This is a genomic window from Corynebacterium sp. HMSC073H12 (assembly GCF_001837775.1).
Classification (GTDB): domain Bacteria; phylum Actinomycetota; class Actinomycetes; order Mycobacteriales; family Mycobacteriaceae; genus Corynebacterium; species Corynebacterium amycolatum.
This window is the reverse complement of sequence record NZ_KV834033.1, coordinates 133,862-147,878: the sequence shown is the minus strand read 5'-3', so window position 1 is coordinate 147,878 and position 14,017 is coordinate 133,862. Positions and strand designations below refer to the sequence as shown.

The 14,017-nt window shown below is 60.3% G+C and carries 10 protein-coding genes; 5 read left to right on the top strand and 5 right to left on the bottom strand.

Features of this window, described 5'->3' with window-relative positions; all coding sequences use genetic code 11:
- Positions 1-15 precede the first annotated feature (15 nt).
- The 5 genes from HMPREF2708_RS04375 to HMPREF2708_RS04355 all read right to left on the bottom strand — a co-directional run bounded on the left by HMPREF2708_RS04375 (position 16) and on the right by HMPREF2708_RS04355 (position 8,276).
- Positions 16-3,414, bottom strand: coding sequence for an arabinosyltransferase domain-containing protein (locus HMPREF2708_RS04375; protein WP_070832775.1), 3,399 nt, complete (start codon positions 3,412-3,414; stop codon positions 16-18).
- Between the two features lie 132 nt (positions 3,415-3,546).
- Positions 3,547-5,568 carry a galactan 5-O-arabinofuranosyltransferase gene (locus HMPREF2708_RS04370; protein WP_070832772.1) on the bottom strand — a complete coding sequence of 674 codons (2,022 nt, stop codon included), beginning with the start codon at positions 5,566-5,568 and terminating at the stop codon, positions 3,547-3,549.
- Between the two features lie 110 nt (positions 5,569-5,678).
- Positions 5,679-6,440 carry a decaprenylphospho-beta-D-erythro-pentofuranosid-2-ulose 2-reductase gene (locus HMPREF2708_RS04365; protein ID WP_069359684.1) on the bottom strand — a complete coding sequence of 254 codons (762 nt, stop codon included), beginning with the start codon at positions 6,438-6,440 and terminating at the stop codon, positions 5,679-5,681.
- A 25-nt stretch (positions 6,441-6,465) separates the two neighbouring features.
- Positions 6,466-7,935, bottom strand: a complete 1,470-nt coding sequence (locus HMPREF2708_RS04360) for a decaprenylphosphoryl-beta-D-ribose oxidase (protein WP_049172477.1) — start codon at positions 7,933-7,935, stop codon at positions 6,466-6,468.
- 113 nt (positions 7,936-8,048) lie between these two features.
- Positions 8,049-8,276, bottom strand: a complete 228-nt coding sequence (locus tag HMPREF2708_RS04355; protein ID WP_070832769.1) for a hypothetical protein — start codon at positions 8,274-8,276, stop codon at positions 8,049-8,051.
- Positions 8,277-8,328: 52 nt separating this feature from the next.
- Between HMPREF2708_RS04355 and HMPREF2708_RS04350 the strand changes: the two genes are divergently transcribed.
- The 5 genes from HMPREF2708_RS04350 to HMPREF2708_RS04330 all read left to right on the top strand — a co-directional run bounded on the left by HMPREF2708_RS04350 (position 8,329) and on the right by HMPREF2708_RS04330 (position 13,892).
- Entirely contained in the window at positions 8,329-8,958 is a 630-nt protein-coding gene (locus HMPREF2708_RS04350; RefSeq protein ID WP_070832766.1) for a hypothetical protein, read from the top strand.
- Between the two features lie 51 nt (positions 8,959-9,009).
- Positions 9,010-9,993: a hypothetical protein gene (locus HMPREF2708_RS04345; RefSeq protein ID WP_070832763.1), complete on the top strand. Its 984-nt coding sequence runs from the start codon at positions 9,010-9,012 to the stop codon at positions 9,991-9,993.
- A 78-nt stretch (positions 9,994-10,071) separates the two neighbouring features.
- A complete protein-coding gene (locus tag HMPREF2708_RS04340) occupies positions 10,072-10,605 on the top strand; it encodes a GtrA family protein (protein WP_070832760.1) in 534 nt (177 codons plus the stop codon).
- Between the two features lie 18 nt (positions 10,606-10,623).
- Complete coding sequence (locus HMPREF2708_RS04335) at positions 10,624-12,546, top strand: glycosyltransferase (RefSeq protein WP_070832758.1); 1,923 nt, start codon at positions 10,624-10,626, stop codon at positions 12,544-12,546.
- Between the two features lie 146 nt (positions 12,547-12,692).
- Positions 12,693-13,892 (top strand): hypothetical protein, encoded by a 1,200-nt coding sequence (locus tag HMPREF2708_RS04330; protein ID WP_070832755.1) that lies wholly within the window; start codon positions 12,693-12,695, stop codon positions 13,890-13,892.
- The last annotated feature ends 125 nt before the right edge of the window (positions 13,893-14,017 follow it).

The following is a 14,017-nucleotide window of genomic DNA, read 5'->3' as shown; positions in this document are numbered from 1 at the left end:
CCGAGGCTCTTTCGCCTAGGGATCCTTCACAATCATCTTCCCGGGCGAGTATAGACCCGAGCGAGTGATATCTTCATACTCAATTTCGGCGACATCCGGCTTGACCTTGTCCTTATTCGGACGCGGCGAGAGCTTCTCGACGGAACCCCAGTCGCGGCGCCAGTCGTTCTTGAGGTAAGTCGGTACGGACGTAGCCTCATTCACAGCGTCGGAGAATCCGAGCGGACCACCGCCATCGACCGACTGCCAGACATCTGAGCCGACGACCTTCAGACCACGGTCCGGAGTGATGCGGTACTCCGGAAGTTCCGCGACACCGGCGTAGTGGTCGAACGGACGCTGGCACGGGAACTGGAAGGCAACCGGCCAGTCCGGGATAGTCGCAGTTTCCGGTGAGATGACATCAGTCATCGACTGCAGTTCGGCCAGGCGAGGCGGGGTCAGCGCCAGCCACTGATCCTCGGAGACATCATTGTCCTCCGCGACCAGTCGCACAGCGGTGGCTCCCTCTGGGATCTCCTCGGTCAGGAAGCGCAGGTTACGCCAGGTCGGAGCAGGGCCGATATCAATCGGCTCCGACTCGGAGAGGACCTCGAAGCCGTCCTCGTCGCCGCCCTTGCGACCGTACTGTGCCACCAGCTTGCGACCCGGCTGAGCAACACCGTTGATGTCGTGGTGGAAGATACGGCCGGCCGCCGATACGACGAGTAGCGGGTGGTCCTCGTCAATCTCAGGCAGCTGGAACCAGGAAGTTTCCAGGCTTGCCGGACGCTGAATGTCCTCGGAGTAGGAGCCAAGCACCGGCACCTTATCCGGATTCAAGCCAAATGGCAGCTCGACCTGCGAGCCGTTGACACCCTTGTCGGCGCGCTTACCGCCGTCGGTGCCCGACGCGGAACCGCCCTCAACTGTGGCTTCCGGATCAGAAGATTGATCATCAGTGTCGGCAGTACTTGCCTGGCTCTGGCTGGTGTCCACAGCTTCGGCCTTCATGTTTGACGGGACGCCGTTCGGGTCGAAGCCACGGCTCTTGTCGCCACCGCGCAGTGATTCCGCTAGCGGCTTACCATCAACGGTGCTCAAGAAACCATCGTTCGGATCGGTTTCCATCAGCACATCGCTCGCCAGATTACATGTCTGACCAGTCAAGGAGCGGATATTGCCCGCGGCGACCGAGTAGGCCGGGTACTGCGATACTGCGCCCTTGCCCAGTGAAGCCACCATGAACATTGTCACCAACAGTGTCGTCACCGCAATCGGGGACGATGCAACTGCATTGATGCGGCGCGCGCGTGCCGACTTTTCCTGCGACTTCGGCTTGGTACGGAACTCCTGGACGAAGTTCATTACGGCACCAGCCAGCAGCAGTAGCAAGGCCAGAGCCAATACTGCTGAACCGAGCTGGTGGCCGCGCAACTGAATGGTCTTGTCGAACCACGGCACACCGTAGGACGACACATACCACCAGCCGTTAATACCCATCAGCGAGAAAGCGAGGATGAAGGTGAAACCACCGGCAAAGAACAGCTGGTTGCGCGGGTTACCTGCTACCCAATGGCTAATGGCCATGGCGGCAAGTGCTGCCAGGGAAGCCGCGATGCCCGCGTATACGCCGAAGTGGTGCGTCCACTTTGTCGGCGTGAAGGTCAGGAAGAACATGGTGCCGATGAACATGAACACCAGGCGTGCCGACGGACCGGCCAGAGCCCCCGGAACGGTGCGGTGACGAAGCAGCGCGGCAATCGTGATGCTCAAGCACGCCAGTGCAATCAGAACCGGGAAACGACGCGGGAACGCGCCGTCGACCGACTGCAGCACCAGCCAGTAGTAGCGGACGTACTCGTTGTACCAAGGCTCCGACGGGCCGATGATGCTGCGGACGCGAATGGACTCGCGGACCGTGGCCAAAGTCTGGTCGCCGAAGACACCGACCAAGATGGCGGTGCCCGCAGCCAGGAACGGTGCGATCTGCATCAGTGGGGCCTGCCAACCACCACCGAGAGCCTTATGGCGCTCAACGACAATGCGCACCAGCATCGGGATGCCTGCGAGCAGGGCAGCAACTGCCATTAGGCCCGTCGGGCCCGAGCCCAGTGCCAGCGTGGCGATAACCACTGCGACTGCAGCTGGCAGCAGGCGTCGAGTCAGAATTGCGCGTTCGATAAATACCCAGGTCAGCAGGGATCCCAGAGCAATGACCGGCTCCGGGCGCAGTCCGTTGTTGTACGGCAGCCAGAAGGCCAACAGCACACCAGCAGCAGACCAGTAGGCCACCCGGCGCTGGGCAATCTTCTCGCCGAGGCGCGGGATAACCATTCGGGAAATAATGAACCACACCAGCAGTGCGGACAGCAGCGCAGGAAGTCGCATCCACAGAGACGAGGTGGACACCTTCACCATCAGCGACAGCAGGTCGTAGTAGGGGCTGCCGAACGGTGACTCAGGAGCGCCGAACCAACGGTAGTAGTTCGCCATGTAGCCCGACTCGTCGGAGACGCGCGCCATGGTGAAGATGTAACCGTCATCGGAGGTGTTGCCACCGATGAAGTGCCAAACAACCAAAATCGTGCCAACCAGGATGTCCAGCGGAGTCGGCTTCAACGCACCGCGCTTGAACAGCGGAGTGAAGGGGGAACCGTCGATACGGTCAATGCGAGCTAACGCGACCAGGGAAGCCAGCGTCAGAAGCAGCCCCAAGTACATGACGATGTACTTCACCACAGTCGGGTGTGAGGTGTAGCGGGAGTCGATGTTCATGTGGACATTGAGCCCATCGGCTACGGCCTTGGCCACGTCGCCGTCAGCGGGCAGGTCAGTGTAGATACCGGTGACCTGCGGGCGGTAATCGCCCTGTGCGGTGGCGGTGAGCTTCTCACCATCTGAGTTCTTGGCGCCGTCGATGTTGACGGTGGTCTCATGCTCGTTTGAGCGGATCTCCAGGATCTTGCCCTTGTTGTTGGCAAGTTCCTTCTTATCCAGGCTCATCACCACGCTGTCGCGCAGAATGACGTCGAGGCCGTCCTTGCCCGAACGCACCATCAAGCCCCGTTTGGTCGGCTTATCCGCGGTCGGCGGGATAGTCGACAACAGGGTTGTCCGCTTGTCGGAAAGTTCATCCGTCAGCGACAGAGGCAAATCGACGCTCAGGTCCAACGGTGCCTGCGCCATGAGTGGCGCATCCACTGAGTTCAGTGTGTCGCGCTGAGGCCAAGACACGGAGGACTGGGTATTCACGACCGGGAGGAACGGTGTGATGACAAAGCAAATGAAACCGACGATTCCAGCGATAATCGCTGTCCAACGAGTCAGCGTCGTAGGAGAGGGGCCGTCCATAGGCGGTCTCTCCACGCGGTCGATGGTCACTTCGGGTGAGCCGTCGACACTTTCTTTGATTTCTTTAGTTTCGGCAGTCACAAGAAAAGATACTACGGTAATTGGCCTTTTTCTTTGAGTTTGCAACGCGAAAGTTACATCACAGTTTCCACATTAGTAACAGGAATCACGTTTGTGGCAGGGGATAGCCGCTCAATATCGACTTGCCAATACCTACTTGCGAACCGCCACTACAAACGGGCCGACCTGGTTTAGCTCCCAGTGCCCCTCAAATGCAGAGCGGGCAAAATTCAGGCTCCGGAAGACCACATTCGGATTGTTCGGATAGATATCATCCGCGATGTCCAACGTCAGCGGAGCGGCATCCTCGCCATCAGGCGTCTCAACCTCGCCTCGCAGCACAATGGCATCTGGTCCGCGCCACGGCGTTTCGTCCATTGCCTGCACGAGCTCATCGGGGTCGCGAATCTCCGACCATTCCTCCAATGCCTGATTACGGCGGTCAAACTCACCCAGAGGGTTAGCGTAGTGGCTGGTCAGTGCCTGGAATCCGTACCAGGGATAGAGTGCCTGGAAATTCTTCTCATCCGTCAGCACCACTGTCTGGGCCGGATTGAGCCCAGCCTCCTTCAGCGTTTGGTCCACCGCTGAGTACCACGCCCCGGCATTCGGTGGGAAGCGGTCCGCGCGCTCGCCGTTACCGTCGGTGTCGGTATGCGCCAAGTCGATGGCGCCATGCAACTTATTCGGAATCGACTGCGCGTAGCCAATGCCCGCCAGCAGCAAGACTGCCGCCATTACCGCGGAAACACGCTTGGCAATGTGAGCTGGTGCCGCCTGCGGCCAGTACTTCTCGATTCCGTTGAGACGGGCGTCGGCAAGCGCGACCACACCAGCCGCGATCAACATGAACGTAATCGGTGCGGTGAGGCGAAACCCCAGCAGCGTGCGTCCGAGCAGTGTCGCCACCATCGAGGCCACTACCCAGCCATAGAGCACCAGCGTGCCCAGGCCGAGCGCGCGGGCATCCGGCTCTGTAGCGCTGACCAGCATGCGCACGACACCGATGAAACACAGCACACCGATCACGCTGGCGGCGAGCATCGGCAAAGGCAACTGCGCGCCCTCCGGCGGCAGGTAATGCGTCGCTGTCGCGCCCGAGCGCGGTGCCCCCGTCGCAACCGCCAGCATGTACGGGCCCCACACCGTCGCCGCAATCAGCATCGATCCCACGCCCATAATGATCAGGCGCACTACAGGCATCCACGAGCTTGACGACGTCCACGCGACCACGGCCAACACGACCACGATAAGCGCGCCTACGGCAGTGTAAAGAGTGTAGAGAGTCGCAGAAATACCCAGGAAGACGAGCACGCCAAACATGGCGGACCAAGCGCCGGTGAGACCGCGCCAGGCCATCACGGTCATCGCCGGAAGACCCATAGCAACGACTGCGGCGTAGGGCTCATCGGCGACAGTGGCCAGGGCGACGGCCGTGGTTGTCAGCGCAATGCCAGTGGCTACTGGCAGGGAGCCACTCAGGCGTTGCCACACCGGAACCAAAACACAGCCAGCAGCGGCGAGTGTCATCAACGCCCAGGGCTGGAAGACCTCCCAGCCGGCGATGCCCAGGATATTGGCCAGGCGTCCGCCCAGGAAGAACCAACCAGCGGGGTAGAAAGACGGGATGTCGATGTACGACATGTCATGCAGGCCAGGCTCCGCGGCCATCCTGGTGAGGTATTCAGTGCGGAACTCCTGGTCGACAGACAGACCGTCTAACCACAGCCTGGTCGAGCCCAGCGGCAGGCCGACGGCAGAGACCACCAGAATGGCCGGTGACATGTAAGCCATCAGGTATGTCAACCACGTTAGCCACCGGGGGCGATTGTCTTTGCCCTTGGTGGCGAAGAAATACAGCAGGACGGTGGTGAGCGTCAGCGTGATGACAATCAGCGCCGTTGCGACTGCCCTGGTCAGCTGCGAGCCGCCAAAGGCCGGCAGCGACAGGCGGTGGAACACAAACCAGGACGCCAGAGCGATAACCGAACCGCCCACAAGCGCAGCAACCAGGTAGAGGAGGGCAGCCTTGAGGGTGAGCTGGTCATCATTGAAGATCTCATAGCGATCTTCGTCAACCAGCTCACTAAAGGATCGTGCGCCCATTGTGTTGGCGCTAGTGTTGTCGGCACCTGTGGTGTCAGCGCTCGAGGTTTCGGCCTGCTTGTCTACCATGCCCTCAAGTTTTGCACAGGAACCGGACTCCGACGAACGGCGGAGCTAAAGGTGGGTACGTCAGCCCGTCAAGCCCCGCCGGGTTCTATCGAGTCCCTCGAACCCCACTTTTAAATCGGCAGCTTCTTGAAGATCGGGCGCGGGATGTGCTTCAGCACCATCATCACAAGCTGGAATGCCGGCGGAGCCCAGACCAGGGTCTTACCGGCCTCGACGGATTTCACTGCGAGCTTGGCGACATCTTCCTTATTCACAGTCAGTGGCGCCTCGTCCACGTCAGCGGACATACGGGTACGGACCTGACCCGGGCGGATAACCAGGGTCTTGACGCCGTACTCCTCCAGGGCCTCACCCAGGTTCAGGTAGAAACCATCCAGGCCGGCCTTGGTGGAACCGTAGACAAAGTTGGAGCGACGCACGCGCTCACCAGCAACGGAGGACATGGCAATGAACTGGCCGTGGCCCTGCGCCTTGAACTTCTGACCAACCAGAACACCCATCGACATCGCACCGGTGTAGTTGATGTTCGCAGCCAGGACGGCCTTGCGCTGGTTCTGCCAGAGCTCCTCGGCGTCGCCAAGCATGCCGAACGCGACGATGCAGATATCCACGTCGCCGTCGGCAAATGCCTTCTCGACGACCTCCGGGTGGGAGTCGAAGTCCGTTGCGTCGAAGTCGAGGGTGACAACCTCGGAAGCACCGGCGGCCTTCATCTTCTCAGCGGAGGCCTCGCGCAGCGGATCGTTCGGCAGGGAAGCCAGGATGACCTTGGCCGGGCCCTTCTTCAGGAACTCGGCGGTAATAGCCAGACCGATTTCACTAGTGCCGCCGAGCAGCAGGATGGACTGGGCAGCGCCTACAGCATTAATCATTGGGGCTTAAATCCTCTCGGTTCTTTTAGTGCAGTTCCAGTCGACGCGACATGTCAGAGGCGAAGACACCGTGCGGGTCGATCTCGTTGCGGGTGTCCAGCCAGCTCTGCATCTCGGGGTACATCTGGTGGAAGTTAGCGGCGGAAGTGCGCGACTCCTTGGCCAGGTAGAGGCGGCCGCCGAACTCCATGACGCGACGGTCGAGGTCGTCCAGGAACTGGCCGAGACCCGGCTTAATCGGGAAGTCCACGCAGACGTTCCAACCCGGCATCGGGTAAGACAGCGGAGCGCGATTACCCTCGCCGAACAGCTTGAACACATTCAGCGCCGAGTAGTGGCCGGAGCGCTGGATATCGCGGACAATCTCCTTGAACGGCTCGACGGCCTCGCGCGGAACAACGAACTGGTACTGCAGGAAGCCCTTGGAGCCATAGCCGCGGTTCCACTCACCGATGAGATCCAGCGGCTGGTAGAACTGCGTGAGGTTCTGCACCTGGTTCCGGTAGGTACCGGACTTCAGCCACCACAGCTCACCAATGCTGATCATGGTCAGCTTGTTCATGGTGAAGGACGGGAAGATATCCGGCACGGTCACCAGCTGCGGAGCGTTGAACTTCAGCGGGTCCTTGGCCAGCTTCGGGGCGTATTCCTCCAGCTGAGCCAGGGTTGCCAGCGAACCGCGGGAGATTGCGGCGCGTCCCAGCTTCGGCTCCGGCGAGATGGCATCGAACCACGCGGAGGAGTAAGTGAAGTTCTCCTCGGAGCCATCGGAGTGGAACTCGATGGTCTCGTCCAGAGTGTGGGTCATGTCGCCATCGGCGATGAAGTACGCCGTCTCGGTCTTGGTCATCTTGATCCGAGCGCGGACAATAATGCCGGTCAGGCCCATGCCGCCGACAGTTGCCCAGAACAGCTTGCCGTCCGGGTCATCCGCGGAGCCCTCCGGCTCGAGGTGCAGGATGCGGCCGTCAGCGACCAGCAGCTCCATCGACAGCACATGGTTGCCGAAAGAACCTGCGGAGTGGTGGTTCTTACCGTGAATATCCGGGCCAATGGCACCACCGATAGTGACCTGGCGAGTACCCGGCAGTACCGGCACCCACAGACCGTAGGGCAGTGCAGCCTTCATCAGCTGATCCAGCGTGACACCGCCGTCGACATCAACAATCGCCGACTCCTGGTCAATGGAGTGGATCTTGTTGAGCTTCTGCATGTCGATGACAAGACCGCCCGAGTTCTGGGCGGGGTCGCCGTAAGAGCGGCCCATACCGCGGGCAATTACACCGCGGCGCAGGTGGTCAGGCTTGTCGGAGTTCTGGTCTGCGACAGCCTTGACGGCGTTAACGATTTCATCCAAGTCCGGCGTCGACAGCACCTGGGACTTAGCGGGGGCGGTACGACCCCAACCGGTCAGGGTCCTGGCTTCTGTGTGTACGGCTCCGTAGGCACCGTTCGAAGCATCGGTGCTGGACTTGCCGTTAGTGTTAGTGGACATCAAGGCTAGGCTACCCCTTTGCACCGGCTCCGTCGCCCGTGACGCTCCGAGGTGTTGGTCACGCTTGTGGCCGCGCACGGGCCGTCGGAAAGCGAACGAATTATGCTGGAAGGCTACAAATCCATGATTTTTCGGATTTCTTCCGGCAGCATTTCCTGCGAGGTGATTTGCGGGCCGTCGTATGCCTCGAGGGCGCGGTAGACTGCAGCGCGTTCCTTGCTGTCGAGGATGGGCAGTTCCTCGGCGAACAGCATGACCATCTGGTTCGACAGCGGGGTGTTGGTGTACTCGGCGGCCATGTTGATGGTTTCGCGCGGCTTCTTCTTGAAAAAGTCGAACATGCGATAAAGGCTACCCCGCTTCGAATCCGTCACTCGCGATACCATCAACCTCATGACATCCACGCCCGCTGCTACTCCGCAGACCCTTGCCGTATGTAGTTCCACATCGCCCGTTGTCATTTGGCATGTGGAGCTCTCGCCGTCCTTTGCAGGCGAGAGGTTGTCGGGTGCATGGCTGGTCGATCCGCTTGACGACGGAGCCCTGGAGACCGCCACCAATCTGCTCACCGGTTGCTTTGTTGCGACTGTGACCGCGGGCGATGGTGGCGGTGACGCTGCAGCTGAGAGTGCTGAGAGTGCTGAGGGGGCTGAGGGGGCGGACCTGCTATCGCAGGCGATTGAGCAGGCGGAGGCCACGGTGGTGGACCTGCCAGCATCGGTGGCCGGCATTCGTGACCACATCGGACAGCTGCGCGCCGCCGCGAAGGAAGAGAAGGCCAAGCCCGGCAAGGGAAATCTGACGGAGCCGCGGTTTCCCAAGGTCAACGACGTGGAGGTCATTGATTTTCCGCATGTTGGCGAAAAAGTCGCAGGACCGGTGCTGGGGCTTGCCCGCGGGGTAGAAGAGCTGGTAGCGCAGTGGATGGCTGTGGAGTCGCAGCGCCTGCGTCGCAAGTACTTGGCAGAGCCGTGGGGCGCGGAGCCGCGCCAGATTCCGCTGGTAAAAACGTGCGCATTGTAGCGAGTTTTTGCTATCCAGGCCACCTTGTTTTTCCTGCGTACGCTGTGAGGTATGGCAGCACAGACCGATAACGTAGTCGCCTTCCCAGGCGTTCGCGTGGCCACGGAACCGGCCACGCTCATTATCGGTGCCTCTTTAGAGGAAGAACCGTGCAGTGCCCACCGCGTCTTCGGGGTCAATGACCAGATGGATCTGCGAAGCCTGTCCCGCGTGTTAGCGGTCATCTTTGGGTGGGGCGACGAAAGCGTGCCGACGAAGTTCCATTTGCCCGGCTCTGCGGTGGAGTCTGTGGCGCAGCTGGTGACTGGCGGCAGACCCGCAGCGGGCGGAGTCGTCGATGTTCCCTTATCCACCACAGTTGCCGAGGTGCTGCAAAGTCCCGGCGATACCCTTATCTGGCAGTGGGGCCTGTGGGAACATATCTTGCAGGTCAGAGAAGCTTTTGCCCGCGATGAGGCCACGCCGGATGCCCTGTGCATCGGTGGCTCGGGTTCTATCCGCGCACTGGGGGATGTGGACGCGGAGGAGCCGGTAGATATTGCCGCAATCAATAGGGAATTGACCGGACGGGACTCTATTCAAAATACGTTGGCCACCGCTCGTGCCGATGTCGTGGACATCATCGAGAGGTCGGGGGTGTTTGAATTCGTGCCCCTGTTACAGGCTCTGGACCTGCAGAGGTCGGAATCAACCGCGCTGGAATTGACCGGGGAGGCGGGGGAGAGCGTCGTTAAGCGATTGCGTGCATTGCCTATAGAGGACGCCGAGAAAGACCCAGCCGGGCACGATGCGGCGTTGGTGGAGCTGCTGTGTTTGGCGGCGCTGACTTCGGATGAGCTGCGGCATGATGTGGCGGCGCATGTCATGGAGCGCCTCGGATGGGAGAGCGACGAGGGCATCCCGCTATCCGGCGAGGACGTGGAGGAATTGGCGGCGGCTAGCTGGGCGGAGATGAGTGCGTTGGGCCTAGCTGGGGAGGATGTGCTCTCGCCGGTGGAGCGGCTGGATCTGCTGCGTGAGGCGCTGCGGCGTTAGTTCGTTTCTCCTCTTTATTGCCTCTTCATGTTCGCGCTGGCTGTTTGTTAGCTGGCCGGTGGCCTAGAATTTCTAGGCGTGTCAGCGAATGAAACAGCAAATGAAAACCCGAACCGTGAAAACGGCAAGCTCGGAAACGGCTCCCACGAAAATGGCTTTGTCGTAGAGGACTCGGCCGCAGTGCCGATGGCGACGGAGACCAAGGACGAGCACGGTCTGAAAGTGCAGATGATGCGCTTTATTATCTCCGGCGTTATTGCGGCGGTGGTGGACTTCGGCCTGACGTTCATCATGCTCAACGTCTTCGGGGTGACCAACTTCTGGGGCAAGACGGTCGGCTGGGTTTTCGGCACGATTACGGCGTACATCATCAACAGCCGCTGGACCTTCAAGTCGAAGTCCTCGGCGAAGAAGGTGCTGGCAGTTGCGGTGCTGTACCTGATTACTTACGCCACCCAGGTCGGTATCTTCAACGTGTTACAGCCCTGGCTCGTCGAATCCTGGGACTGGAACGCGCAGTGGGCACAGTTCGGCGCATTCGTCGTCGCGCAGGGCGTTGCGACGGTAATTAACTTCATCATTCAGCGTGTATTCATCTTCCGTGTGAAATAGCGCGATACGCTGGGGGGCGTGACTTCGACTGCTTCTAATAAGGAATCCACTCAGCTGACCGCCGAAACCGATGTTGACATGCTGACTATTCAGCGCGTGCTGTTTGCTCCGCCCGCAGACTGGGTGGAGCCGGATTTGTACTACCGAGTCGAAGGCGTTGGCGCCTACGACAGCTCGGTGCAGGCCACCCGTAACTCGATCACGCTCGGTCGCCACACCGTAGTGCGCACTGACACCTACTTCGGGCGCTTCCGAGCTTCTTACTGGCAGCGCTGGACCTCAATTAAGCAGGTCGAAATCCGCGCGCGCGTGGTCGGTTCCGCGCGTGTGCTGGCCTACACCGAGGATATTGGGGGCCACCTCCGCTTGGAGGACTCCTGGGCAGCGGGCGGCTCGGATGCCGACGGCAACTGGACCGGTGAGCACTCGCCGATGTCGGGTTCTGCCAATGAAGAGGTGCGCCTGACCGTTCCGCTGGACCGCTTCGCCGATGGCGGTGCCATTCACCTGCGCTTCGACACCGAGGACGCAGGCGCAAAGATTTCCGATGTCCGCTATGTTGTGCCCAAGTCGGCTATCAAGCGTGATATTCCGACTGACCTGGTCATTTGTTCTTACAACCGACCGGTTGACTGTGCTCGAACCGTCGCCACGCTGGCTGAGGACCTGCCAGCCCTTGAGCGCGTTCGCACCATCCGCGTCGTTGACCAGGGCGAACAGCACCCAGCCGACGAAGCTGACTTCATCTGGGCCAAGGAGGTCCTCGGCGAGCGCCTGAACGTCGTCCATCAGCCGAACCTCGGCGGCGCCGGCGGTTTTTCCCGCGGCATGCGCGATGCCACCGCTGCGGGCGACTGCATGGTGCTGCTTACCGACGACGACATCCGCCCCGAGCCCGAAACCACCCTGCGCCTATCCGCCCTGGCCGTGTGCGCGGAAAAGCCGATGCTGCTCGGCGCGCAGATGCTCTTCCTGTTCAACCCGACCAGTCTCTTCCGCACCGGCGAGACCTACAACTGGAAGGCGCTGACCGTCGAGGAGAACGACCCCAAGTTCGGTTACGCCGACGTGGACGTGCGCAAGTACCACCAGCTGCGTCGCCTGGGTGTTGACTACAACGCCTGGTGGACCTGCCTGGTGCCGTCCGAGGTCATTAAGAAGATTGGCCTGGCGCTGCCGCTGTTCTTCCAGTACGACGACATCGACTACGGCTTCCGTGCTGCCAAGGCTGGTTACCCGACCGACACCATTCCGGGCGCCGCCGTCTGGCACGCCGATTTCTACTGGAAGGACATCGAAAACGCCGCCCAGTACTTCGGCCTGCGCAACTCCCTCATCGCCGCCACCATGCACGGCGATGTCACCGCGAAGGACATGGTCAACGTCGCTTCACGACGAATCCTCTCGAACCTGGTCTCTATGCGCTACGGCCTGGCCTGGACGCAGATGGAAGCTGTTCGTGACCTGCTGCGTGGCCCGGAGGTGCTGAAGAACGCATCGCAGGGCGACTTCGCCCGCATTTCTGCTGGTCGAAAGAGCTTCCCGGAGACCGAGCTGCTGCCGATGCACGAGATGCCGGGTGGTCTGACTCCGGTTCGCCCACCGTCACACGAAATCTCCAGTGAAAACAAGACGATGGCAAAGCGGCTTGCGTACACCCAGATGGGCAAGAAGCGCCCGGGTCCGGTGGCTGTGGCCTTCGAGGACTCCTTCTGGTGGCACATTTCCACCTTCGATGATGTCTGGGTCACCGATGCCTCCCAGAACGGTGTGCGTCACCTGGTCCGCGACCTGGATAAGGAAAAGTCCATGCGCGCCGAGACCATCAGCCTCATGCGCGAACTGTCCTCCAAGTGGGACGACCTTGCGAAGCAGTGGCGTGCCGCCGTGCCGTCGCTGACCAGCGAAGACAACTGGGAAAAGTTCTTCCAAGGCGAGTAGTCTTGCTGAGATTGGGCTGAGCCTGGGCGGGGTTAACCCCTAGAGTGCAGAAACCGGCGGATAACAGGAAATTCGCCGGTTTCGTGCTCTAATAGTGTTTACTCACCTTAAAAATTCATAAATTTTCGAACGGAGCCCCGCCTCGTATGACTACGCCCATGCCCCCGAATAACACAGGCGACAAAACACGCAAACAGCTCATCACCATTCTGGTGCTGCTGGTACTAATCATCCTTGCAATGGTCGTGTTCCTGTTTGTCAAGATGTCCAGCGATCGAGGTGGCGATTCGCCGGCTGCCGAGGGCAGTGGATCGTCGTCAAGCGAAAATGGCGATGCGCAGGTGCAGGCGCAGGCGGAGAAGGCCGTCGTTGTGTACAAGCAGGTGCTGGCGAATCCAGCGCCACTGCAGACTTTTGTCGGTGAAGTTAGTCCTGGTGGGGCGATGAAATACGCGCTCGTGCATCTTGATGATGGGTGCGTGCCCGAGCTGGTGCTGAACTACGGCACAAGTGCGATGAGCGCCGAAATTAATGCGATTGGTGTCTACGGCGTCGACGAAAACGGCCAGGAAATTCAGTTTCAGAATTCCTACCATGACGGTGCTTCTTCAACGGGCGGTGTACGTCGCGCCCTTCAGCGAGCTACTGGGCAGCCGGGTATGTTCTCGTTTTCTGCAGAGAGAGGCGGACGTAATCAGGAAGATTTACTGGTGACGCGCCAGGGCAATGAGCTGGTGGAAACGCCTGCGAATCCGGGTGCTGGGGAGTTCGAACAGTTTAACTGGATTCCGGCTGACAACCTGGATATCGTCGAGGCCATTGCTGCTGGTAGTGATTGCGCGCCGGGCTCGGGCTCGGGGGCGGGTGCTGGCGCTGATGGTTCTGGTGCTGATGGCGCTAGTGGTGCCAACGGTGGCCCAAATCCGACGGCGGGGCAGCAGGCTGCGGGGTCTGGGTCTGGTTCGGGTTCGCAGTCTGGGGCTTCGGACACGGGTTCTTCGTCGAGCAATGGCACCAGTGGCCAGCAGACGGTGACCGGCACGGTGAAGATTTTCCAGAATCGCGCCGAGGTTCTCGCTTATCAGCAGCGCGAGGATCCCAACCCGCATCTCGCCGATGACCGACAGTTTGCGATTTTGGTTCTTGACCAGCCAACTGAAGTGACAGCCAAGCTCGCAGGAAGTAATGAATCTGAAACACGCACTATTGACCATGTCGTGATTAACCCAAATCTCCACAGCGACGGGGAAAAGGCAACGATTAGCTTCTCGACTGACAAGACATACTGGCCGTCGGACACGGGCATCCCGTTCGGTCTCGCTGTTGAGGACGGCGCCAAATGGTAAGTAAGCGACAGCTGGGTGTCCGCAGCTAGTTATCCACAGCCGCCAAATTGTCCACAGGAACGGGCAATTTGGCGGCTTTTATTCTGCCAATTTTCACGGAGTCGGCCATAAATGAAGGCACTAAT